The organism is Clostridium sp. AF17-21AC (assembly GCF_003461365.1).
GTDB classification, from domain to species: domain Bacteria; phylum Bacillota; class Clostridia; order Lachnospirales; family Lachnospiraceae; genus Coprococcus; species Coprococcus ammoniilyticus.
Genome location: NZ_QTWY01000004.1, coordinates 330,067 through 353,376, shown reverse-complemented (window position 1 = coordinate 353,376; position 23,310 = coordinate 330,067). Strand labels below are relative to the sequence as shown.

Genomic DNA, 23,310 nt, shown 5'->3' with positions numbered 1-23,310 from the left:
TATATAGATGCATTGTTGCGTTCTTGCCATGTTACTGATTCAAACTGCCAATCTCCCAGTACCAGGAATTATTGACTTTCCTTGCCCTGATTCCCAGCTCTTTCTTGGCATTTTCAAGTGTGCGCTTTGATATACCTTTATAGTCTGCCAGCTCAAATATCTCCTTGCTGGATACGGACTTTGTTTCTTTTGCAAGGTGACACAGCATCTGTTTTGCCTGTTCCAGCTTATTGACCTTCGGCACCAAACCGCCCAGTACATCATCGGCAGTGATGTCATAATCACCAATCCACTTAAAGCCATCGTCTGCAAATTCAAATGCTTTTGGATGTCCAAACGCAGCCAGATTATTCTTGATCTGCACAACTGCCCGCTTGTCCGGTTCTCCCTCAATTCTTCCAACCAGAAGTACACTTCTAGCCACCGCAAAGAAGTCGATAGATCCCATACCTCTGTATGCCGCTTTATTTCCCGAAGCCTTGTTCATATGTCCGATCAAAACGATTGCACATTTATACTTTTCTGCCAGTAAGCTAAGTTTTTTTGTCATTTCTCTGGTCTCATTTGCACGGTTGATATCTATACCACCGCCAAGGTATGCCTGAATAGGATCAAGAATCAGCAGTCTCGCCTTTGTCTGTATCAAAGCCGCCTCTATGCGTTCATCTGCCATAGAAAGCGACTTCCTGCTCTCGTCTATCACAAGTACACGCTCACAGTCCGCCTGAGCAGATTCCAATCTCGGCTTAACCGTATCCGACAAGCCATCCTCCGCTGTCTGATACACGACATTCACAGGCTCACTCACCTTCATATCTCTGTCAAAACCCTCTCCACGTGATAATCTGGCTGCAATGTTAAGCACAAGCGTTGTCTTTCCATCGCCCGGATCACCCTGTACGATTGTGAGCTTGCCATATGGAATAAACGGATACCACAGCCATTCGATTTCCTCTGATTCCACATCAGACATCTTGATTAACCTTAATTCTGTATTTGTATTCTCCAAATAATCTGTCCTCCTTAAAACGTCTTGTTAGATGGAGTAACCTTTGCTATACTTGTATTCGATATGAGGAATTGCAAAGGCTTTTCCAACATCTGCAGTCCTGTCAGTTGCCGCTGTCAGGGCTGTTTTTCTGCCACAGGTATCTTGCACCATCCAGCATCCAGATAACAGCATTGAGCAGATCCGTATATTCCATACTCAATTCTTCCATATCCTCACTTGTAACAGTTGCCGGATTATCTATGATCTGTTGAGCAAGTTCAGCCAAGTGTATGTCCATTTCTTTCAGCTTCTCTACGATTTTATAAACTGTCTCCTCTTTGCCAACAACGCACACACGATTGTATATGCATGATCGTGTAAAATAGTCTTTCTTACTCATGCCACTGACAAGTATCTTAGCCTCAATCTCCTGCCGCTCTCTTTCGCTAACACGAAAACTAATTGTCTTATTCCTGTGTTTTCCACTCAATTTCTACTCACTCCCCTCAAACTGTGCATTTAACATCTGCGCCATCTGTGTCTGTTCTGTAGGGAACATATGCGCATATCTGTATGTTATATCTACACTTTCATGTCCTACTCTGTTTCCTATCGACACCGCTGAAAATCCCATACTTATAAGCAAGGACACATGTGAGTGTCTAAGGTCATGTATGCGAATTTTCTTCACCCCCGCGAGCTCTGCTCCTCTGTACATTTCATGGTGGAGAAAGCTCTTTGTGAATGTAAAAATCCGATCATCCGGCATAAGGCCGTAGACTCTGGACAAATAATCCTTCAACTCCTGACACAAGAAGTCTGGCATTGATACCACTCTCTTACTCTTTGGTGTCTTAGGATCTGTTATTACATCCTCTCCTTTAAGTCTCTGATACGATTTGTTTACCTTGATTACCTTAGCTTCAAAGTCTATATCATTTGGTGTAAGTGCAAGCAATTCACCAAGGCGCAAACCACACCAGTACAAGATCTGAAATGCATGATATGAATACGGCTTATCCTTTACCTGCTCAATAAATTTTAAATATTCTTCCTTTGTCCAAAACAGCATCTCATCTGCTTTCCCTTTACCGAGAGGGCCTGCCTTTTTGACCGGATTATCTTTCAGATTATAAAATTTTACCGCATGATTAAACAGTGCACTTAATTCCGACTGCATAGTTTTCAAATATGTTGGCGCATGCGGTTTTCCCTTTGAATCCCGGTAAGAAATCTGTTCATTCTGCCACTGGATAATATCTTTCGGACTTATATCCCTCATCTTCTTCGCTCCGAAATATGGGAGCAGTTTTGACCTGATTATATGTTCCTTCGTCATCCACGTATTCAGCTTGAGCTTGGGCTTCATATCAATTTCATACTCTTCGACAAAATCCCTGAACGTCATATCCAGATTGGCAGCCTCTTTCATCCGAAAGTGCCGCTCCCACTCTACAGCTTCACGTCTCGTTTTAAATCCTCTTTTGAGCTTACGGCAATTCTTACCGGTCCAATCGTAATAGTGAAAAGAGACATACCAGGAATCTCTCTCCTTATCCTTATATACTGCCAAATCATCCAACCTCCTCTATTCTGTCTGTGCTATGCCATACAGCTTTTCCTCAAAATATTTTCTGCTCACTCTTCCCGCAATTGTGATAAAGCCTTTTGACTCCAGCTCATCATTCATCTGTCTCACCAGCTTATATGCAAATGGCTTTGACACACCTAACTCCTCTGCCACCTCACTGGCAGATAAAAATAAAGCACTTCCCATGTTCTCACCCCCCTTCTTTTGTACTTAGCATATTTGTTAAATGCTATATTTGCATTATATTCTCTATTCTCATTATCTGTCAATAGCTTTTTTGTTAAGTTTAACATTTTTATTAAATTTAGCATTTTTGATAAATTCAAATTGATGGATTATTTTGATTATGATATACTTATTTCTGATATCTTTATTATTCTGAAAGGAGAACGATACTTTATGACATTAGGTGAAAAGATAAAACGAATACGTACTTTTAGAGGTTTAACACAGCGTGATCTTGGACTAAAACTGGGATACGATGAAAAAAATGCTGATGTACGAATTGCACAATACGAATCCGGGTATCGTGTTCCTAAAAAAGACACACTCCTTGCGATGTCTGAAATCATGAATATCAACAGCATTCACCTGACCGGTACAAAATCCGGAACCGCTGAAGAGATCATGCTTACGTTCTTCTGGCTTGATGAGGATAACCGAAATATCTTCCACCTTTTCCAGCTTGTCAGGAATCCGGGAAAGACCAACGCATCTGACGACACTGTTGTCCGTTACAATGACAACGATAACTGGCCAGCACATCCACCAGTTGGTATGTGGATCAACTATGGTCTTGTAAATGACTTTATGCGTGAATGGTGTCTCAGAAAAGAGCAGCTCAGATCAGGTATCATCTCAGAGGATGAATATTTTGAATGGAAAATCAACTGGCCTGCCACAAGCAGCAGTGTTGATGCGAAGGGAAATGACAATAAAAACAACAGTTATCAATGGAGAATAAATAATGGATAATTTACAATATGACAGTTTTTATAAATTTATCGTTTCAGTTGGTGTAGTTTTAATTGTTGCGCCATTATTTTGCTTACATTATTTAATTTCTGGTTCATATGATATTATTATGACACAAGAAGAAGCAAACAATTTATCAGAAATCTCTTCTGACTTTTTAAGTATCAAAATACAATACATTCAAAATATTTTTAAATATCTACCGGGAATTTGTATTATGTTTATTTTTATTGGTGTAATTTTTATTTTCTGGGGATGTTTAAAATGGTTTCAAACACAAAAAACTTTAGACCAAATAACGAAATTAGATTTAGAAGAAAAAGAATTGCATATTCATAATATGTCTGCTCAAGAAATTGCTGAAAAGGTCATAAGTGAAGACATTGAAAACCACGAAAACTCAACCTCTAATTCTAAGGTTATCTCTTCTTATTCAACAGCCTCTTCTCGAATTAGAAAAGCTCTTGAAATAGAAGATGCTTGCTATGATTATCTGAAGAATAAACTCAAGCGAAAATATAATGTCCGCCAAAATGTCAAAGTTGGCAATTGCGATTATGATATTATAGCATCTTCAAAATATAATAATATCGATTTATTGTATGAGATTAAATACTGGAATAATCCTATTTCAAAGGCTACACTTGTCCGCTTAATTAATCAGATCGAAAAGCGTGGCATTTTATATGAAAATACTGCTCACAGAAATTTTCATTTTATAATCTTAATTATATCACAAAAAGATTGTTTTTCAGAAACTAAAGATTATTTAAACGACCTAATTTCACGCAAAAATCTATCGTTTATTTCTATTGAGTTTATGAAGGAAGAACAACTATCCTCTGAATAGGTATCAAAAAGGTATCACGTCACACACCAAGAGCCGAGAAACCCAGCATTTATGCGGGTTCCCGGCTCTCTGTTTACTATTCAAACTCAATCGTTCCAGGTGGCTTACTCGTCAGATCATACATTACTCGATTGACACCCTTCACTTCATTAATAATTCTGGTCATTACTCTCTGCAATACTTCAAACGGAATATCCGCGCAGTCAGCAGTCATGAAATCGCTGGTGCATACGGCCCGAAGTGCAACTGCATAGTCGTAGGTACGTTCATCACCCATAACACCAACCGAACGCATGTTGGTAAGCGCTGCAAAATACTGTCCAAGTCCTTTATCAAGACCTGCTTTTGCAATCTCCTCACGGTAGATATAGTCAGCATCCTGAACGATCTTAACCTTCTCAGCAGTTACCTCCCCAACGATACGGATTCCAAGACCCGGGCCTGGGAATGGCTGACGGCTTACCAGATACTCTGGGATGCCAAGCTCACGACCAGCTTTACGAACCTCGTCCTTGAACAGGAGACGAAGCGGTTCAACGATTTCTTTAAAATCAACATAATCCGGAAGTCCACCTACGTTGTGGTGGCTCTTGATCGTTGCAGATTTTCCAAGACCGGATTCGATCACGTCAGGATAAATTGTTCCCTGTACTAAGAAGTCGACAGCACCGATCTTCTTTGCTTCTTCCTCAAATACACGGATAAATTCTTCACCGATGATCTTACGTTTTGCTTCCGGTTCAACAACTCCTGCAAGTTTCTGGTAGAAACGATCCTGCGCATTTACACGGATGAAGTTCAGATCATATGGACCATCCGGACCAAATACTGCTTCGACTTCATCACCCTCGTTCTTACGAAGAAGTCCCTGATCGACAAATACACAAGTAAGCTGCTTGCCGACTGCCTTGGATAACAGAACGGCTGCAACCGATGAATCTACACCACCGGATAATGCACAGAGCACCTTGCCATTTCCAATCTTCTCACGCAGACTCTTGATCGTATCTTCAACGAAAGAATCCATCTTCCAGTCACCGGAGCATTTACATACATCCATGACAAATGCACGAAGCATCTTCATTCCCTCTTCTGTGTGCATAACCTCTGGATGGAACTGTGTTGCATATAAATTCTTCTCTGCATTTTCCATTGCCGCAAATGGACAGTTTGGAGTCGTTGCAGTTGATACAAATCCTTCCGGTGCTTCTGCGATATAGTCGGTATGACTCATCCAGCAGATCGTTGATTTATTTACATCTTTAAACAAAATGGAATTCTTATCCACTGTTACCTCAGTTCTGCCATATTCACTGACCGGAGCAGTTGCTACCTTGCCACCGAGTACATGTGCCATCAACTGTGAACCATAACAGATTCCAAGGATTGGAATACCCAGTTCAAAAATTTCCTTGCTGTAACTTGGTGAATCAGCCTTGTATACACTATTCGGTCCACCAGTGAAAATAATGCCTTTCGGGTTCATCTTCTTGATCTCGTCAATGCTCATAGTGTACGGATGTACTTCTGCATAAACATTACATTCTCTGACCCTTCGTGCAATAAGCTGATTGTACTGTCCACCAAAGTCCAGTACGATAATCAATTCCTTATTCATGAAAGTTTCTCCTTTATTTTTCTTAACACGTTATTTTTGATTATACCATGTAATTACTCTATTTTCTACACCTAATCCTACTCTATTTTACGTTCCCGCGCAGGACTTCCAGCCCCTTCTGGTACTGTGTATCTTTCTCGCCCTGGAAATCATCGGAAGTATAATCCTCCGGAAGTTCTACTTCGATATCCGGTGCTACACCCTTCTTGTGAATATCATTTCCATTTGGTGTGAAATATTTGGCAGTTGTAAGCTTTATTGCTGAGCCATCAGAAAGCGGAATAACCGACTGTACGATTCCCTTTCCATATGTGTTCTCGCCAACAATCGTTGCTACGCCATATTCTTTTAATGCCGCTGTCATGATCTCGGATGCGCTTGCACTTTCTCCGTTTACAAGCACTACCATCGGTAGATCTAGCTGCTCTTCATCCGTAGACTCATACGTTGATAAGACATTTCCATTCTTATCTTCCTGATATACGATCTTACCGGCAGGAAGCAGATAATCACACATATCAACAACCGTTGATAACATTCCACCCGGATCGGAACGGAGATCGATCATCAGCGCTGTCATTCCCTGTGATTTCAGATCTTCTACTGCTTTTCTGAACAAATCACCTGTATTCGCAACAAACTGTGTTACACGGACATAGCCGATCTTCTTATCTGTATCTGCCATATAATAAGAAACTGTACTGTTTTCCAGTTTTCTTCTTGTAAGGGTTACTGTATAGTACTTCCGTTCGCTTGGTCTGTAGATCTCAAGAGTGACATCCGTACCTTCTTCTCCACGGATCTTTGTAACCAGATAGTCCAAATCATCAGATTCCTGAATCTCATAATCATCGATCTTACAGATCAGATCGTCTGGCTTAATATCAGCTTCTGATGCCGGGGAATCTTCTGTAATGCTGACTGCGATTGCATATCCAGTATCTTCATCCTGTCTCACAACAACACCGATGCCCGCATATTCTCCGGAACTGTCTTCCTGCAATTTTGCAAATTCCTCTGGTGTATAATATTTTGCATATGGATCATCCAATGCCTCGATCAGCCCGGCATACAGACCATTCTGCATATCCTCATCCGATGTATCAAAATAATACGACTGATCAATGATTGTCTCCAGACTTGCAAGCTTCTCCAGTGTATCTTCATCCACAACAGAACCATTGTATTCCAGATCATCATGCCGTTTTCCGGCATCCGTATTCAAATCGCCGCTTTTTGTATTGTCCTTCGTAAAGGAGCATCCCATCATTCCCGCACATCCGGCTATAACTGCCACACCAAGAATCCATTTCTTAAAATTATGCTTCATTTTACCTTTTGCAATGCGCATCGCACATTCTGCATCCTTTCATATTCTTAGAAATAATCATTCATATTCATTTGTATCATGTTAGCCTTTTGAATATCTCCCGAAAATTTCCTTTTATAAACGACAACAGACAAATCCAGCTTTCACCCGATCTGTCTGTTGCTTTATCCTATGTGTAATTCTGTAAAATCTCACAATTCTGACTGGTTATCATACTTGTATGAATCCCAACTTTCTGCCTTTTTACAGGTAATCCAGTGGATTTACATAAGATCCATTAATCATAACTCCAAAATGGCAATGGGAACCCGTACTGTATCCGGTACTTCCTGCCTTGGCAATTACTTGTCCCTGTTCAACACTCTGTCCTACACTGACAACCAACTGGGAATTATGCATATATACTGTCGATACACCATTTCCATGATCGATCATGATGTAGTATCCTGCAGATGAGCTGTACTGTGATACAACAACTGTACCTGCTGCTGATGCAACAATATCACTACCGGTTGGACATGGAATATCAATTCCCTTATGGTTCGAACTTGCACCTGCTGTAGGTGAAGATCTTGGTCCGAAGTAAGAACTGATCCGGCTTCCCTGTGTAGCAGGCCACATGTAAGAACCACCGCTTGGTGTATAGTACTGTGGTTCACTGCTTCCGCTGCTGCCGCCACTCTGCTGCTGTGCTGCACGCTGCTCATCCAGTCGCTTCTGAATGGCTGCCATCTCTGCATCTGCTGCATCAATCTCTTTCTGATACTGTTCAACCATAGCTGCCTGAGCGTCAATATCCTTGGAATACTCTGCAATCTTATTATTCTTCTCTGTAATTGTTGTATTTAGATTATCTTTTTCAGTTTCAAGATCAGCCTTAACACTCTCAACCTCTTTCAGGTCTTTTTCCAGTGTTGCTTCGTAATCCTGAATATCCTGTCTGGTCTGAATCAATGCATTTAACTGTTTCTGGTCATAGCTTGAAATCTGCTCAACATATTCTGATTTATTCAACATATCTGTAAAGGAAGCAGATGACATCAGTGTGTCTATGTATTCTACCTCTCCGTTTTCATAAAGATACTGAATACGCTTCATCATTGCTGCATACTGATTATCTTCCTCAACCTGGGCTTCTGCAAGCTTTTTCTTTGTATCATCGATCTCAGTATTCAACTGATCTTCTTCTTCCTCTTTTGCAGTGATCTTTGTCTGAATATCAGAAACCTGTTTATCAAGCACTTCAACATCACTGATCAACTGGTTCTGTCTCTCCTGCAGACCATCCAGCACATTCTGTGCATCTTTTTTATTTCCCTCAGCTTCATTCTTGCTGTCCTGTGCCTCCTGCATGGTAGTTGCTGAGACATTGGAAACCGGCGGTATTGCCGCAAGTGCAACTGCACATACGACAACAATTGCTGTCTTTTTGAATTTCTTCATCAATGAGATCTGAAATTTCTTCAAAATAAAACCTCCCTTAAACCTTCAAATGTTTTCTGGTAGTGATCAAACTACCAAACAAACCTACACCTATACCAAGTATTAAGCCTACCGGTACCATCGTACGGAACAGTTCCTCTTTGCTTACAAATGCAAATACTGATGTCAGAACTGCAAATCGTCCTGCCACATATTCCAGAATCTTCTGATACATAATATATAACAGATAAAGCGGAATAACAGAACCGACTGCTCCGATAATAATACCTTCTATTATGAACGGTGCACGTACAAAAAAGTTTGTTGCACCGATCAGCTTCATGATCGCAATTTCTTCCTTACGAACGGTAATACCGATCGTGATCGTATTACTGATCAGGAAGATAGATACCAGCATCAGTATCACAACGATACCGACGGAAGCATAACCGACCAGTGATGATAATGTCGAAATACTATCAGCCGTTACCTCTGAGCTTCTGACATTTCTTACACCGTCCAGTCCCTTTGCAAATGCTACAAATTCAGCCTGTTTGGATACATCCTTCAATGTTACCTCATAAGAAGCAGAATTCTTTAACGGATTGTCATCACCAAAAGCTGCTTTTGCTGCTTTCGGATCATCATAGTTCTGCTCACAGAATTTATCAAATGCTTCATCTGCACTGATAAAATCCATTGTGTTCACATAATCGAGAACACGGATCTGCTCTCCGATCAACTGAACCGTTTCATCCGGAATATCTTCATCAAAAAAGATAGATATCGTTACGTTGTTCTCCAGATCCTGCATTCCGGACTGGAAGTTAACAACAACTGCATATACAATACCAAATATAAACAAACACGAAATAATTGTACCGATGGATGCAAGGGAGAACAATATATTTCTTCTGATGTTTGCAAATCCCTGTTTCAGGATATAAAAGAATGTACTAATCTTCATCTATATAACCACCTTGTTTTTCATCGCTGATAACCACACCCTTCTTCAGTGTGATTACTCTCTTTCGCATCTCATTTACGATATCCTTATTATGTGTAACTACAACAACTGTCGTTCCACGTTTATTGATATCGTCCAGCAGCTCCATAATATCCTCTGAGTTCTTCGGATCCAGGTTACCGGTTGGCTCATCGGCAAGGATGATCTCAGGATTATTTACCAAAGCTCTTGCCATGGCAACTCTCTGCTGTTCACCACCGGATAACTCCTTTGGATATGACTTGTACTTATCAGCAAGTCCTACCAGCGTCAGCATAGCAGGTACTCGTCTTCTGATATATCTTGCAGGAGTCTGTATAACTCTCTGTGCAAATGCGACATTCTCATAGATGGTACGATCCTTTAACAGTCGGAAGTTCTGGAATACAACTCCAATCTTTCTTCTGACCTTTGGGATATTCTTCTTTTTGATCGTTTTATAATTATATCCCGCTACACGGATAGAACCGGATGTCGGATCTAGTTCCTTTAATAAGAGCTTGATCAATGTCGTTTTACCAGATCCACTGCTTCCAACGATAAAGACAAACTCGCCTTTTTCTATATTGATATTAACATTCTTCAGAGCCGTCATACCACCCGGGTAGGTCATAGTAACATTCTCTAACTCTATCATAATGGTTTCCTTTCAACTTTAACTGTCTGTACTCTCTCTCTTTGCATTTGCAAGTATATCAACTAAATGTGAAATATATGTGTAAATCATGCATACAATATATTACAAAGAGACCAGCTTTTACCTTTAATAATCTAATGACTCCATATACTTCATGTATTTTACAACCATCAGCGCGATCTTAAATGTGATTGCATCCTCAAATACACGAAGATCCAGACCTGTACTCTTCTGAAGCTTATCCAGACGATAAACCAGAGTATTTCTGTGAATGTATAACTGTCTGGATGTCTCTGATACATTCAGGCTGTTCTCAAAGAACTTATCAATCGTTGTAAGTGTTTCTTCGTCAAATTCATCCGGTGACTTGCCATCGAAAATTTCACGGATAAACATCTTACAAAGCGGAAGTGGAAGCTGATAGATCAGACGTCCGATTCCCAGATTGCTGTATGCGATGATATTCTGGTTCTCGTAGAAGATCTTTCCTACATCCAGTGCCATCTTTGCTTCTTTATAAGAACGGGATACTTCCTTAATCTCATTTACAATCGTACCATAAGATACATGAACAGAAGACATAACCTCTGTATTCAGCATATCTACAACGACCTTTGCAATCTTATTCATATCATCATAGGACTCTGTCTGCTTTACTTCCTTTACAAGAATAATATTCTTCTCATCTACAGCAGTGATAAAATCCTTTGTCTTTGTTGAAAAGATATTACGAACCGTCTCAAGTGCATTGGTATCCTTCTCATTCTTGGTTTCAATGATAAATACGATTCTTCTGACATCTGTATCGATATGCAGTTTCTTTGCTCGGTTGTAAATATCAACAAGAAGCAGATTATCCAGCAGAAGATTCTTGATAAAGTTATCCTTATCAAAACGCTCCTTGTATGCAACTAACAGATTCTGGATCTGGAATGCTGCGATCTTACCTACCATATAGGTATCATCTGTCTCACCTTTTGCAAGTAAGATATGCTCTAACTGGTTATCGTCAAATACCTTGAAGAACTGGTAATCACGAATTGCCTGACTCTCTGCCGGGGAATCCACAAACGCAAGCACTGCCTCTTCGCAGTCATCGACATCCTTAAATGTTGATGCAAGTATTTTACCTTCTGTATCAAGAACACATAAATCGGTTCTTGTAATATTCTTTAATCCATCAATCGTATCCTGAAGTATCTGGTTCGATATCATATATTCTACACTCCTTATTCTTATATTCGGATTCTGTATTCTTTCCTTATCCATTCTGTCCGACGGATAAACCTCCCGGAAAGCATACGAATAACAAAATACACTACTGTCCCTATTCTAAAACATATTTCAAAAAAAAAAAAGAGAAAATGCAGAATTTTCTGCATTTTCCCTCTTTGTTTATAAATATTAAGTATGTAGCATCTATTAGCTTACTAAGATTTCCTCTGTTTCCTTATCAAAGATATGAATCTTGCTTAAGTCAAATGCGAACTGAACTGTATCACCAGGTCTTGCTGTTGTACGAGCATTAACTCTTGCTGTGATATCGAACTGATCGATTGTGAAGTATAAGTAAACTTCTGCACCTAACATTTCATAGATATTGATTCTTGCATCAATAACGCTTTCTGGTGAAGACTCGATGAAGAGCTGCTCATCGTGGATATCTTCTGGACGGATACCAAGAACAACTTCCTTATCAACTGCATCAAGTGCGATAAGTCTCTCAGCCTTGCTGTCTGGAACTTTGATTGAGTGTGAACCGAACATTAAGAGAATGTCTGATCCTGACTTAACTACCTTACAATCAATGAAGTTCATAGGTGGCATACCCATGAAACCAGCTACGAATAAGTTACATGGCTTATCGTATAAGTTCTGTGGTGTATCTACCTGCTGAATGATACCATCCTTCATAACTACGATTCTTGTACCAAGTGTCATAGCCTCTGTCTGGTCATGTGTAACGTAAATGATGGTTGTCTGTAATCTCTGATGTAACTTGGAAATCTCAACACGCATCTGTACACGAAGTTTCGCATCAAGGTTTGAAAGTGGCTCATCCATAAGGAATACCTTAGGCTCACGAACAATTGCACGACCCATAGCTACACGCTGTCTCTGACCACCTGATAAAGCCTTTGGCTTTCTGTCAAGTAAGTGCTCAATGTCAAGGATCTTAGCAGCTTCATGAACAGCCTTGTCGATCTTCTCCTTTGGAACCTTTCTTAACTTAAGTCCGAATGCCATGTTGTCATATACTGACATATGTGGATACAGAGCGTAGTTCTGGAATACCATTGCAATATCTCTGTCCTTAGGCTCTACGTCATTTACAAGCTTGTCGCCGATCCATAACTCACCTGAGCTGATATCCTCAAGACCTGCGATCATTCTAAGAGTTGTTGACTTACCACATCCTGAAGGTCCAACGAAAATGATGAACTCCTTATCTTCAATTTCAAGGTTGAAATCCTTAACAGCATTGAATCCGTTAGGATATACCTTATAGATGTTCTTAAGTGATAAACTTGCCATTCTGCAAATACCTCCGTAAATATTATATAGTATTGTTTTATTTATTCATTCGTTCTGAACATAGTGTCATTTTACAACATTCCCCTTCTTTAAACCATATGATTATTGCCCAAAAAAAATTTTAATGTTTTGTTTGTTTTGTATACGACCGCAAAAAAACTAACATTTTGACGATATTCGCGTCGATTTAAGAACTTTTAAGGCGAGAATTTTGTGAAACCTTCACCAAAAACCTCCGTAACCTGCCCTACAATGAGAAAAGAATTTTCATCAATTGTCCTTATTTTATCTTTTAATTCTACTAATTGCCTACTTGACAAAACAGAAATAATCATTACACGCCCTTCATTCGTGTAACCGCCTCTGGTATTTAATACCGTCACACCTCTTCCAATCTCATTCATGATACAGGCTTTGATCTCTTCACAATGGGAAGAAATAATATATACCAGTTTTCCATGCCGTAGTCCCTGCACGATCACATCGGATAATTTTGTCGATATCGCAATCGCAATAACTGCATACAGCATATTTTCAAATCCAAATGCCAGTCCGCCTGCCACAACGATCGCCAGATCGATCCCGCCAAGAAATAATGGTGCTCCTATATCATGCCGCAGATGATTCAGGATCAATGCCATCAGATCAACACCGCCGGAGGAAGCATTCTGCCGGAACATCAGCCCATAAGCACAGCCAAACATAACACCGCCAAGGATCATATTCAGCAGTTTATCCTGTGTTGCAAGCGAAAATGTGGGAATAGCCGCCATGAATACTGTTGAAACGGCTGTTGTATATGCTGTCCTTATCATGCTCTTCTTTTCCAATAGAAAATATCCGCAGATAAAAAGAGGTATATTGATCACCAGATTACTCAGCCAGACCGGTATGCCTGTTTCTCCGTTTCCCATCCCTTTTGTCAAATTCTCAATTATAATTCCAATTCCTGTCACACCACCCGGCACGATCTGTTCACTGTTAAAAATCCAGACAACCCCAAGCGACATCAGAAATGCTGCCACCGTAAGCAATGCATATGTTTCTATCACTTCGCCAATATTTTTCATATAAACCGCCTTTCATACAGTTTTTTATAGTATGTCCGATTTATTCCAGTGTAGTCATGTGCATCTAAAACAAAAAACAGGTACTGTCACACTTCTGTGACAATACCTGTTTTTTGTATGGGCAACTTGTACAAATACATGTCCTTCCAGTTGTTCTGTTTAATTTTTAATATCGCTAGTTCCTATAATAACGATAATATCATATCCATCAATTGATACATCACAATCAGATGCGCTTACGGAATCTACCGTTGACATCTCCGGCGAAGTTAATTCAGCAGCAAGATCTGCTCCATCATATGAACCGGATACACATACCTTTGAGGTTGCAATTGCAGACTGTGTATACGTACCAACTTCTACAGAAGTATAGCCCTTGCCTTCTAATGCTGTCTTCCATGCACCGGCAACGCCACTTGTTCCTGTCGCATTGATAACAAGGATCTTCGCATCTGTGGAAGCAACAGAACCTGATTCGTCTGAGTCATCTGATCCACTGTTTTCTCCATCTCCATTCTTGAAGGTAGGATCATTTTCATCTCCTGCTTCTGTTACAATTTCTTTTCCGTTTGTTGTTTTCTTACTGTCTTTCAGAGAATTATTCTTTACTAAGGTCTTTATAAGCAGTGCTCCCATAATAACTATTCCGATTGCAAGAATAATTACAAGTGCTCTGAGCATTGTTTCCAGAAATAATCTCAATACTTTTTTTCCCATTTTCTGGCCTCCATTTAATATATACTATAATGCATCCTAGGAACATCCGATTGTTCTTAAAACAGCCTACCAGTTCCATGCATCACAAATGCACCAAAAAAAAATTACTTTTCTATGATTCTTCATTATACCTAAAAATCACCTAATGAGTATACCAAACGTACTTTTAAATTTCAACCTGCATTTCCAATTTCTTATTTATCCGCGGCAAATGATAGACCAATATAATATACAATCCTGTATTTTGTCCATTTCCCAGACATAAAAAAGAATCCTCATATGTTTTCATACAAGAATCCTTTTTCACATCTATACTCTCTGTTTTAAAAATCAACCGATTCCATATATTTTCACTTCTGTACCCGTTTTTTCCCACAGACCTCACAAACTTCTCCACTGTTTACATGTCCGCAGCCCCAACATGTCCACTCCGAAGCCTCTGCTTCCTTCTTCGGCTGCTGACTAGTTGTCATTGTAAAATTCTTCGAAACGATCTCAACATTGCCATCTTTATCTACTGTCGTTCTCAGATCTGCCAATGTATTTGCCGCAGCAACCTCACTCTTTTTCTTTTTAATAAACTTTATTCCCATAATCTCTACCCCATATCTGCGCAACTTTGCATAGATTATTTTATAGCAATATGAACAATTTTTCAATAGAAAATTAGGGAAAATGCAAACGTTTACCAGACTACTGCCAGCCACCATCAAAGGTCAGGACCTGACCGGTCAGATAGCTGCCGGCATTTGCTGTCGTTACAATAAAATCTGCGGCTTCTTTCTCTGTAGCCATCCTGCCAAACGGAATCTCCTCTTCCAGAACGGTTTTTTCTTCCAATGACAGATGTCCATTCATCGCAGTATCAATTGCACCAAATGCGATGGCATTTACCGCTATGCCGCTTGGTGCAAGTTCCTTCGCAAGTGCCTTTGTGAATGCATTGACCGCACCTTTGGTCGCTGAATACGCTACCTCACAGGAGGCTCCAACATTGCCCCATACAGATGAAATGTTGATAATACGTCCCTTATGTGCATGCACCATGTATGGCACAACCTGCCGGCATGTGTTAAATACTGACGTTATATTCGTATCTATAATCCTTTTCCAGTCCATTTCATCCATATCCGTCAGCAGTCCGACATAAGAAATTCCGGCATTATTGACCAACAGATCAATCTTCTCCCCAAACTGTTCGGTTACATGTTCTATAAACTGCTTCACAAATGTAAAATCTCCGGCATCACCGGTCTCTGCATAACAATCTGTGCCCTGCGCAAGTATCTTCTGTTGAACCTCTTTCAGCTTTTCCGGATGACGAAATGACGTTATGGCTATTTTTTTATATTGTTGTGCAAGGGCTTCCGCCGTTGCTGCACCAATTCCTGTTGATGCCCCGATAACTATTGCTGTTTTCTGCTCCATTCTTTCTGTTCTCGCTGTTCTTTCTATTTAAAATGTGATACCCAACAGATTGATCAACAACCCCCAGCACACACTAGTAACATACAAGGTTCCAACGACCATAATGTTTTCTTTCAATCTGTGGCGGTTCATACGGAACAATACCAGAAGTCCTACGCCTGCGCTGACAAGCAGGCCTGACATCATTGCTCCGGCACTGAGCATACCATCCAGATAAAGCTCCGTAATAATAACAGATGGTGCGCAGTTTGGTATCAGTCCAATCAGTGCCGCCATTGCTTCTCCAAGGAACGGTACATCACCAAGAAGTCTTCCAATCGCATCTTCCCCTGCGATACCGATAATAATATTTAACACAAAGGATACCGCCAGGATAAATACCGTAATCTTCAAGGTGTGCTTTAATGCCGACATCCAGATTCCGTCCTCGCAGTTGCAGTGTTCCTGCTCGCACAGATCATGGATATGTTTTTCTTCTATGTCTGTACCATCATAGTGGATATGTCCATGATGTGTGTGTGTACTTTTTTCATCGTCGGTATGAATAATTTTTTCATCATGCACATGCACACTTTTTCCATTATGTGTATGAGTATCTTTATTATGTGTACATTCTGCATTGACTGTCTGTGCTGCCTGAACGGAATATCCAGAATGCTTTGATTCATCTGCACTGTCTGTAATTTTAGAATTATCGTTTTTTGAAGACGCTGTACGCTTCGTTTTTCTTCCTGCCAGATATCTTCTGCGAATATATTTATTTGCAAGATCGACTGCATAACCTGTAACGACCGCAATGCACATTTTTGTAAGCAGGATACGAATAATTGTACCGGCATTCACTGTATGCGAAATAAAGATTGGAAGCATCTCATCAGAGGTTGACATAAATACTGCAAGCAAAACTCCTGCTGTAATCACACCACCACTGTAAAGGTTCGCTGCCACACAGGAAAATCCACACTGTGGAACGATTCCAAGTGCTCCACCTGCCAACGGACCAAACGCACCGGCAGACTGCATATATTGCTTCTGCTTTTCTTCTGTTCTCTGCTCCAACCATTCCATCAGCAGATATGTCACTAATAAAAATGGTATTAATTTTACACTATCGATCAGTGCATCTGAAAACGAATCAAATAACAATTCCATACTATCCATCTCATTCCTAAAAATATAATTTGCAACCAAGTTGCATTATCAGATTATAGCATTATTTTCCCCAATGTCAACTCCTATTATCAGAAATATTCAATTTTCAGCATGGAAATTCCTGTTATCTGGTTTTATTTTTCTATTTCTTTCTTTTCTTTCTTACTGCATTTGTCGCAGACACCATATAAAATGGAATCCTTGCAGCAAAGTGTGAACCCATGATCAGACAAAATGTGCTCTGATATCTCTTTCATGAAATCACAGTCCAGATGGATGACCTTTCCACATTCGGAGCATTGCAGATGTAGATGCTTCTGACATCTGGATGGCTGTTCTACATACTGATATCCTGCTTTTTCGCCCTTATCAGCCACATATTTCATCAGTGTCTTCTCTGCAACCAGCTTATCCAGATATCGGTATACAGTTGTCTTATTTACCGAACACTCTTCCTGATCCATATGCTGTATAATATCCGACACATGAACGGCACGATCTTTATTCCGGATCAGATAATCAAGGATCATCTGTCTGCTCTTTGTCTGATATTCATGTTTACGTTCCATCTCAATTCCTGCTTTCTATCTGTTCTTAAGTCTCCACTATGTAAACTGTTATTCTATGCAGTATCGATCTACTGTCACAGTATCTGCCTTTTGTTACACATTCTATCTATACTTTATCTTCCTACTGCATATTCTAATTACTGCTGCACATTGTCCTGCATCTGCACCGGTACCCCCTGATAATAAGGTGTATTCGGAATATTTCTAAGATCCTGATTTCTCATATACTGAAGATATGCCAGTCCCTCATCAGAATATCCAAATCTCGCATTTGGACATGCCTGTGCAAGTACATTCAACAACTCCTGTTTACTCTTTTTTCCTCTTGCCAGTACATTAATAGCAACACGGTTCTTTGGAAAACGATTTTCGATTACATATTCACTTCCGGTTGGAATAAAGTTCGTCGATGTAGTATGCAGATAAATCAGATATACATCCCAGAGCCAGGTCATCTGTGTCGGCTGTTTCTTATTTGCAAGCACCTTATCAGAAATCAATACATATTGGTCTTCATATATTATATGCGAATATAACTGGTCGGCCATCTCCAAAAGCTGCGGATTATTTTTCAAATAGACGTTTTTTTCAGGTCTTACAATATTACGAATCCCCATTATGATAAATACAATTCCTAATAATGCAAATAAACCAAATAAAATGATCATACCCATTCCGTCATCTGCATTATCTGACATCACACCTATTGTGATCAATCCGAAAATCAGCATTAACACCGCTCCACCGACAATCGCTGTGATTCCACCTTTTTTTATTTTTGCAAGTACAATATCTCTTCCCATATCAACATCCTCCTTTTTATGTAAAAAGCATATAATATCTACATTATACGAAAAGATATCCATAGATTCAATCAAAAACTTTCCATAAAATCATTATAGATTGTATCTGCATATCCCGAAATAAAGCGTTATTGAATTTTCTTTTCTATAATGTCTTTCTCGCAAAGAAAAACCCCGAAACCGCATATCACGATTCCGGGGTCTTATATTAACATTTACTATATAATAATTATCGTCAGATTTTGACCGGCATTTGATTAGCAAACACCCTGAGCAAGCATAGCTTCTACAACCTTTTCGAAACCGGCAATGTTAGCACCTGCAACATAGTCGCCTTCTACACCGTAACGCTTAGCAGCGTCGCTGATGTTAGCGTAGATTGTCTCCATGATTCCCTTTAACTTGCCGTCAACTTCGTCAAATGTCCATGAAAGTCTCTCTGAGTTCTGGCTCATTTCGAGTGCAGACGTAGCAACACCACCAGCGTTAGCAGCCTTACCACCTACAAATAATACGCCATTCTCCTGTAAGTACTTAGTAGCCTCTAATGTTGTAGGCATGTTAGCACCCTCTGTTACAGAGATAACACCATTTGCAACTAATGCCTTGGCATCATCTAAGTCTAATTCATTCTGAGTAGCACATGGTAATGCGATATCACCCTTAACATTCCATACACCGTGCTCGCCGTTCTTCTTCTCATGGTATTCAGCACTTGGTCTGGCTGCTGCATACTCTGTAAGACGTGCTCTCTTAACTTCCTTAACTTCCTTAAGTAAGTCAACATCGATTCCTTCCGGATCATAGATCCAACCTGTTGAATCTGAACATGTTACACACTTAGCGCCTAACTGGTGTGCCTTCTGGATTGCGTAGATCGCAACATTACCGGCACCGGATACGATACAGGTCTTACCAGCGATATCAATACCGTGATCCTTTAATAATGCATTTGTTAAGTATAATAAACCATATCCTGTAGCTTCTGTACGAGCAAGTGATCCACCATATGTAAGTCCCTTACCTGTAAGAACACCTTCGAATGATCCACGAATTCTCTTATACTGTCCGAATAAGAAACCGATCTCTCTTCCGCCTGTTCCGATATCACCAGCAGGAACATCGACATCTGCTCCGATGTACTTGCAAAGCTCTGTCATAAAGCTCTGGCAGAATGCCATAATCTCTCTATCTGATTTGCCCTTAGGATCGAAATCAGAGCCACCTTTACCACCACCGATTGGAAGTGTTGTCAGTGAGTTCTTGAAGATCTGCTCAAATCCAAGGAACTTGATAATACCTAAATTAACTGAAGGATGAAGTCTTAATCCTCCCTTGTATGGTCCAATAGCATTGTTAAACTGTACACGGAAACCTCTGTTTACCTGAACCTGTCCATTGTCATCTACCCAAGGTACTCTGAACATGATCTGTCTGTCCGGCTCTGTGATTCTTTCAAGAATCGCATTCTTTCTGTAGAGCTCCTCGTTTGCATCGATACAAGGTCTAAGTGAATCAAGAACCTCTGTTACTGCCTGTAAAAATTCTGGCTGGTCAGCATTTTTCTTCTTTACGATCTCCAGCACTTCATCAACGTATGACATCTTAAAATCCTCCTTAAATTAATTATAAGTAAATCGCATCTCTGCGAAATTCATTTGGAGTAGTATTTTCTCTTTAAGAAAATTTCCACTTAAGATTATAAACAATAGACTTGAATTTATCAAGTAAAAATATGATTTTTATGAATTTTTTTATCTTTTTAATGAAAAAGCAGGATTTTCTTAAGTTACAATGCGCTAAAGTGCTAGCAAATTAGCGGGATTTACAGGTCTTCCATCTCTGCCTTGATCTCATCCTCCGTTGCTGCCATTGCCTGTAATGTCATGGTCAGAAGCTTCTCAAGCTCCCAGTTAAGCTGTGCAGCACCACGTTCGATCACTTCTCTGGAACAACCTGCAGCAAATCCTTTGCTCTTATATTTCTTCTTCAGTGACTTCAGTTCCATATCCTTTGTACTTTTTGACGGACGCATCAATGCCGCTGCCCAGATCAGGCCTGTCAGTTCATCTGCTGCAAACACCACCATCTCTTATTAAAACAGATCTCAAAAGACCTCAATTATTTTAACCGACGTATTGATTCAAAAATAAATGGATGGTATTACTATTAAACGTCTTGTGGAATAATAGATAATACCATCCTTTATTTTGTTTCAAAGACTATATATTAGTTGAGTCCTTTGAGGTACTCGTCAATGCCCTTTGCTGCTGCCTTTCCAGCTCCCATAGCAAGGATAACTGTAGCTGCACCGGTAACTGCATCACCACCGGCATATACACCTGTCTTTGTGGTCTGTCCGTTTGCTTCATCAGCAACAATACATTTCCACTTATTTGTATCAAGTCCCTTTGTTGTAGATGAGATCAGTGGGTTTGGTGAAGTACCAAGTGACATGATAACTGCATCCACATCCATAACGAACTCAGAATCAGGAATCTCAACCGGTCTTCTTCTACCGGATGCATCCGGCTCACCAAGTTCCATCTTAACACATTTCATGCCCTTAACCCAGCCCTTTTCATCTTCAAGGATCTCAGTTGGATTTGTAAGGAGATCAAAAATGATTCCTTCTTCTTTTGCATGATGTACTTCTTCTACTCTGGCAGGAAGTTCTTCTTCACTACGTCTATATACAATATGTGTCTCAGCGCCAAGTCGAAGTGCTGTTCTTGCAGCATCCATTGCTACGTTACCACCGCCGACAACGGCAACCTTCTTACCAACCATGATAGGTGTGTTAGAGCCTTCCTTATAAGCCTTCATCAGGTTACTTCTTGTCAGGTACTCATTTGCTGAGAATACACCATTTGCATTCTCACCCGGAATACCCATGAACTTAGGAAGTCCTGCACCGGAACCGATAAATACTGCTGAGAAGCCTTCCTCCTCCATTAATTCATCTATCGTTACAGATTTACCAACTACAACGTCAGTCTCAATCTTAACACCTAAGGATTTTACATTTTCGATTTCTTTCTTTACTACGCCATCTTTTGGAAGACGGAATTCAGGGATACCATAAACCAGTACGCCGCCTGTCTCATGAAGTGCTTCAAAGATTGTTACATCGTAACCCATCTTTGCAAGGTCTCCTGCACAGGTAAGACCGGATGGACCGGAACCGATAACTGCAACCTTCTTGCCATTCTTCTCTACTGCCGGTTCCGGCTTAATACCATGCTCTCTTGCCCAGTCAGCAACGAAACGCTCCAGTTTACCGATAGATACAGGATCGCCCTTGATACCTCTGATACATTTACCTTCACACTGTGTCTCCTGTGGACATACACGGCCACATACAGCAGGGAGTGCTGATGATTTGCTGATCACCTGGAATGCCTCTGCAAATTCGCCCTTCTTTACATGAGCGATAAATCCAGGAATATCAATAGAAACAGGACAGCCCTTTACACACTGTGCATTCTTACAGCCGATACATCTTGCTGCTTCTGCCATTGCTTCTTCTTCATTATATCCGTAACATACTTCTTCAAAATTCTTTGCACGAACCGCAGGTTCCTGTTCACGAACCGGTACTCTATTTAAAACGTCCATTATCTGTCACCTCCACACTGTCCGCATCCACCATGATGGGTGTCGCCTTCCTTGGCTGCAAGATATGCTCTGCCTTCCTGTGTCTTATAGATCTGCTGACGCTCCATAGCTTCTTCGAAGTTTACAAGGTGTCCGTCAAATTCAGGTCCGTCTACACATGCGAATTTTACTTCGCCGCCAACTGTTACTCGGCATGCACCACACATACCGGTACCGTCTACCATGATCGGGTTCAGGCTGACAACTGTAGGGATCTCAAGCTCTTTTGTAAGCTTACAAACGAACTTCATCATGATCATCGGTCCGATTGCTACGCATACATCATATTTGTTGCCTGCGTCTACAAGCTTCTGAATCTCATTTGTAACAACGCCCTTGCTTCCATATGAACCATCGTCTGTTGTAATGTAGAGATTTCCGGCAACTGCCTTCATCTGCTCTTCCAGAATGATAAGCTCTTTGGATCTTCCACCGATGATAACATCGGCGGCTACTCCATGCTCATGTAACCATTTTACCTGTGGATATACAGGTGCGGTTCCTACACCACCGGCTACAAATAAGATCTTCTTATTCTTTAATGTCTCTAAATCTTCTTCTACTAATTCCGACGGACGGCCAAGCGGTCCAACAAAATCTGTAAAGCTGTCTCCAACCTTTAAATTCTTCATCATCTCTGTCGCTGCACCTACTACCTGGAATACGATAGTGATCGTGCCTGCTTCTCTTGAATAATCGCAGATTGTAAGAGGAATTCTCTCTCCATCTTCTGAGCCTCTTACGATTACAAACTGACCCGGAAGACAATTCTTTGCTACTCTTGGTGCTTCCACGTCCATAAGATAGATTGCATCTGTCAACGCTTCTGTTCTAACAATCTTAAACACGTTTTTATCCTTCCTTTCTCTTTTCCCGACTCTCCACACAAGACTCAGGAATACTACACTGCCGAAATCGCACAATATAGTCCATTATAGCATCTATTAACAAATACTGTA

23 protein-coding genes and 1 pseudogene are annotated in these 23,310 nt (G+C 40.4%); 2 read left to right on the top strand and 22 right to left on the bottom strand.

Features of this window, described 5'->3' with window-relative positions; translation table 11 throughout:
* Positions 1-31: 31 nt before the first annotated feature.
* The 4 genes from DWW85_RS08565 to DWW85_RS08550 all read right to left on the bottom strand — a co-directional run bounded on the left by DWW85_RS08565 (position 32) and on the right by DWW85_RS08550 (position 2,768).
* Entirely contained in the window at positions 32-973 is a 942-nt protein-coding gene (locus tag DWW85_RS08565) for an AAA family ATPase (protein WP_347470677.1), read from the bottom strand.
* A gap of 139 nt (positions 974-1,112) precedes the next feature.
* Complete coding sequence (locus tag DWW85_RS08560; RefSeq protein WP_117808329.1) at positions 1,113-1,481, bottom strand: hypothetical protein; 369 nt, start codon at positions 1,479-1,481, stop codon at positions 1,113-1,115.
* Positions 1,482-1,484: 3 nt separating this feature from the next.
* Positions 1,485-2,564 (bottom strand): site-specific integrase, encoded by a 1,080-nt coding sequence (locus DWW85_RS08555; RefSeq protein ID WP_117808328.1) that lies wholly within the window; start codon positions 2,562-2,564, stop codon positions 1,485-1,487.
* 15 nt (positions 2,565-2,579) lie between these two features.
* A complete protein-coding gene (locus tag DWW85_RS08550) occupies positions 2,580-2,768 on the bottom strand; it encodes a DNA-binding protein (protein ID WP_117808327.1) in 189 nt (62 codons plus the stop codon).
* Positions 2,769-2,981: 213 nt separating this feature from the next.
* Here DWW85_RS08550 and DWW85_RS08545 point away from each other — a divergent pair, with 213 nt between their 5' ends.
* A complete protein-coding gene (locus DWW85_RS08545; protein ID WP_117808326.1) occupies positions 2,982-3,557 on the top strand; it encodes a helix-turn-helix transcriptional regulator in 576 nt (191 codons plus the stop codon).
* Complete coding sequence (locus tag DWW85_RS08540; protein ID WP_117808325.1) at positions 3,550-4,407, top strand: hypothetical protein; 858 nt, start codon at positions 3,550-3,552, stop codon at positions 4,405-4,407. Before DWW85_RS08545 ends, DWW85_RS08540 begins: the two co-directional genes overlap by 8 nt.
* 76 nt (positions 4,408-4,483) lie before the next feature.
* On the opposite strand, the gene guaA is transcribed toward DWW85_RS08540, so the two are convergent.
* From guaA to DWW85_RS08450, 18 genes and pseudogenes are all read right to left on the bottom strand, one after another.
* On the bottom strand, positions 4,484-6,025 hold the full coding sequence (gene guaA, locus DWW85_RS08535; RefSeq protein ID WP_044944527.1) for a glutamine-hydrolyzing GMP synthase: 1,542 nt from the start codon (positions 6,023-6,025) through the stop codon (positions 4,484-4,486).
* An 82-nt stretch (positions 6,026-6,107) separates the two neighbouring features.
* The gene (locus tag DWW85_RS08530) at positions 6,108-7,355 is read right to left on the bottom strand and encodes a S41 family peptidase (protein WP_117808357.1); all 1,248 of its coding nucleotides are present in this window, start codon (positions 7,353-7,355) and stop codon (positions 6,108-6,110) included.
* 243 nt (positions 7,356-7,598) lie between these two features.
* Entirely contained in the window at positions 7,599-8,822 is a 1,224-nt protein-coding gene (locus DWW85_RS08525; protein WP_242996108.1) for a M23 family metallopeptidase, read from the bottom strand.
* Between the two features lie 13 nt (positions 8,823-8,835).
* Complete coding sequence (gene ftsX / locus DWW85_RS08520; RefSeq protein ID WP_117808324.1) at positions 8,836-9,744, bottom strand: permease-like cell division protein FtsX; 909 nt, start codon at positions 9,742-9,744, stop codon at positions 8,836-8,838.
* Positions 9,734-10,420, bottom strand: a complete 687-nt coding sequence (gene ftsE / locus DWW85_RS08515; RefSeq protein WP_021943136.1) for a cell division ATP-binding protein FtsE — start codon at positions 10,418-10,420, stop codon at positions 9,734-9,736. Before ftsE ends, ftsX begins: the two co-directional genes overlap by 11 nt.
* Positions 10,421-10,546: 126 nt before the next feature.
* Positions 10,547-11,635 carry a helix-turn-helix domain-containing protein gene (locus DWW85_RS08510; RefSeq protein WP_021943137.1) on the bottom strand — a complete coding sequence of 363 codons (1,089 nt, stop codon included), beginning with the start codon at positions 11,633-11,635 and terminating at the stop codon, positions 10,547-10,549.
* Positions 11,636-11,842: 207 nt separating this feature from the next.
* Entirely contained in the window at positions 11,843-12,955 is a 1,113-nt protein-coding gene (ugpC, locus tag DWW85_RS08505; protein ID WP_021943138.1) for a sn-glycerol-3-phosphate ABC transporter ATP-binding protein UgpC, read from the bottom strand.
* 197 nt (positions 12,956-13,152) lie between these two features.
* A complete protein-coding gene (locus DWW85_RS08500) occupies positions 13,153-14,025 on the bottom strand; it encodes a YitT family protein (RefSeq protein WP_117808323.1) in 873 nt (290 codons plus the stop codon).
* Between the two features lie 159 nt (positions 14,026-14,184).
* Positions 14,185-14,742: a LytR C-terminal domain-containing protein gene (locus tag DWW85_RS08495; protein WP_021943140.1), complete on the bottom strand. Its 558-nt coding sequence runs from the start codon at positions 14,740-14,742 to the stop codon at positions 14,185-14,187.
* A gap of 350 nt (positions 14,743-15,092) precedes the next feature.
* On the bottom strand, positions 15,093-15,335 hold the full coding sequence (locus DWW85_RS08490) for a hypothetical protein (protein ID WP_117808322.1): 243 nt from the start codon (positions 15,333-15,335) through the stop codon (positions 15,093-15,095).
* 100 nt (positions 15,336-15,435) lie between these two features.
* Positions 15,436-16,170 carry an SDR family NAD(P)-dependent oxidoreductase gene (locus DWW85_RS08485; RefSeq protein WP_117808321.1) on the bottom strand — a complete coding sequence of 245 codons (735 nt, stop codon included), beginning with the start codon at positions 16,168-16,170 and terminating at the stop codon, positions 15,436-15,438.
* Between the two features lie 27 nt (positions 16,171-16,197).
* On the bottom strand, positions 16,198-17,322 hold the full coding sequence (locus DWW85_RS08480) for a putative manganese transporter (RefSeq protein ID WP_226801056.1): 1,125 nt from the start codon (positions 17,320-17,322) through the stop codon (positions 16,198-16,200).
* Between the two features lie 134 nt (positions 17,323-17,456).
* Positions 17,457-17,891 carry a transcriptional repressor gene (locus DWW85_RS08475; RefSeq protein WP_117808319.1) on the bottom strand — a complete coding sequence of 145 codons (435 nt, stop codon included), beginning with the start codon at positions 17,889-17,891 and terminating at the stop codon, positions 17,457-17,459.
* Between the two features lie 137 nt (positions 17,892-18,028).
* Entirely contained in the window at positions 18,029-18,694 is a 666-nt protein-coding gene (locus DWW85_RS08470; RefSeq protein WP_117808318.1) for a phage holin family protein, read from the bottom strand.
* Between the two features lie 257 nt (positions 18,695-18,951).
* The gene (gene gdhA, locus DWW85_RS08465; RefSeq protein WP_117808317.1) at positions 18,952-20,298 is read right to left on the bottom strand and encodes an NADP-specific glutamate dehydrogenase; all 1,347 of its coding nucleotides are present in this window, start codon (positions 20,296-20,298) and stop codon (positions 18,952-18,954) included.
* A 221-nt stretch (positions 20,299-20,519) separates the two neighbouring features.
* A pseudogene (locus DWW85_RS08460) lies at positions 20,520-20,780 on the bottom strand (hydrolase); the annotation flags it as partial.
* A 143-nt stretch (positions 20,781-20,923) separates the two neighbouring features.
* Positions 20,924-22,312: an NADPH-dependent glutamate synthase gene (gene gltA, locus DWW85_RS08455; protein ID WP_117808316.1), complete on the bottom strand. Its 1,389-nt coding sequence runs from the start codon at positions 22,310-22,312 to the stop codon at positions 20,924-20,926.
* Positions 22,312-23,199, bottom strand: a complete 888-nt coding sequence (locus DWW85_RS08450; protein WP_117808315.1) for a sulfide/dihydroorotate dehydrogenase-like FAD/NAD-binding protein — start codon at positions 23,197-23,199, stop codon at positions 22,312-22,314. Before DWW85_RS08450 ends, gltA begins: the two co-directional genes overlap by 1 nt.
* Positions 23,200-23,310: the final 111 nt, after the last annotated feature.

What these genes read in the sequence shown, in the direction of transcription:
- DWW85_RS08530 (WP_117808357.1), bottom strand. Translation starts at nt 7,355, where the DNA reads ATGAAGCATAATTTTAAGAAATGGATTCTTGGTGTGGCAGTTATAGCC.
- DWW85_RS08490 (WP_117808322.1), bottom strand. Translation starts at nt 15,335, where the DNA reads ATGGGAATAAAGTTTATTAAAAAGAAAAAGAGTGAGGTTGCTGCGGCA.
- ugpC (WP_021943138.1), bottom strand. Translation starts at nt 12,955, where the DNA reads ATGGCAAGTTTATCACTTAAGAACATCTATAAGGTATATCCTAACGGA.
- DWW85_RS08485 (WP_117808321.1), bottom strand. Translation starts at nt 16,170, where the DNA reads ATGGAGCAGAAAACAGCAATAGTTATCGGGGCATCAACAGGAATTGGT.
- DWW85_RS08500 (WP_117808323.1), bottom strand. Translation starts at nt 14,025, where the DNA reads ATGAAAAATATTGGCGAAGTGATAGAAACATATGCATTGCTTACGGTG.
- gltA (WP_117808316.1), bottom strand. Translation starts at nt 22,312, where the DNA reads ATGGACGTTTTAAATAGAGTACCGGTTCGTGAACAGGAACCTGCGGTT.
- DWW85_RS08510 (WP_021943137.1), bottom strand. Translation starts at nt 11,635, where the DNA reads ATGATATCGAACCAGATACTTCAGGATACGATTGATGGATTAAAGAAT.
- DWW85_RS08565 (WP_347470677.1), bottom strand. Translation starts at nt 973, where the DNA reads ATGTCTGATGTGGAATCAGAGGAAATCGAATGGCTGTGGTATCCGTTT.
- DWW85_RS08495 (WP_021943140.1), bottom strand. Translation starts at nt 14,742, where the DNA reads ATGGGAAAAAAAGTATTGAGATTATTTCTGGAAACAATGCTCAGAGCA.
- DWW85_RS08475 (WP_117808319.1), bottom strand. Translation starts at nt 17,891, where the DNA reads ATGGAACGTAAACATGAATATCAGACAAAGAGCAGACAGATGATCCTT.
- DWW85_RS08540 (WP_117808325.1), top strand. Translation starts at nt 3,550, where the DNA reads ATGGATAATTTACAATATGACAGTTTTTATAAATTTATCGTTTCAGTT.
- ftsE (WP_021943136.1), bottom strand. Translation starts at nt 10,420, where the DNA reads ATGATAGAGTTAGAGAATGTTACTATGACCTACCCGGGTGGTATGACG.
- DWW85_RS08470 (WP_117808318.1), bottom strand. Translation starts at nt 18,694, where the DNA reads ATGGGAAGAGATATTGTACTTGCAAAAATAAAAAAAGGTGGAATCACA.
- DWW85_RS08550 (WP_117808327.1), bottom strand. Translation starts at nt 2,768, where the DNA reads ATGGGAAGTGCTTTATTTTTATCTGCCAGTGAGGTGGCAGAGGAGTTA.
- DWW85_RS08545 (WP_117808326.1), top strand. Translation starts at nt 2,982, where the DNA reads ATGACATTAGGTGAAAAGATAAAACGAATACGTACTTTTAGAGGTTTA.
- DWW85_RS08480 (WP_226801056.1), bottom strand. Translation starts at nt 17,322, where the DNA reads ATGGAATTGTTATTTGATTCGTTTTCAGATGCACTGATCGATAGTGTA.
- guaA (WP_044944527.1), bottom strand. Translation starts at nt 6,025, where the DNA reads ATGAATAAGGAATTGATTATCGTACTGGACTTTGGTGGACAGTACAAT.
- ftsX (WP_117808324.1), bottom strand. Translation starts at nt 9,744, where the DNA reads ATGAAGATTAGTACATTCTTTTATATCCTGAAACAGGGATTTGCAAAC.
- gdhA (WP_117808317.1), bottom strand. Translation starts at nt 20,298, where the DNA reads ATGTCATACGTTGATGAAGTGCTGGAGATCGTAAAGAAGAAAAATGCT.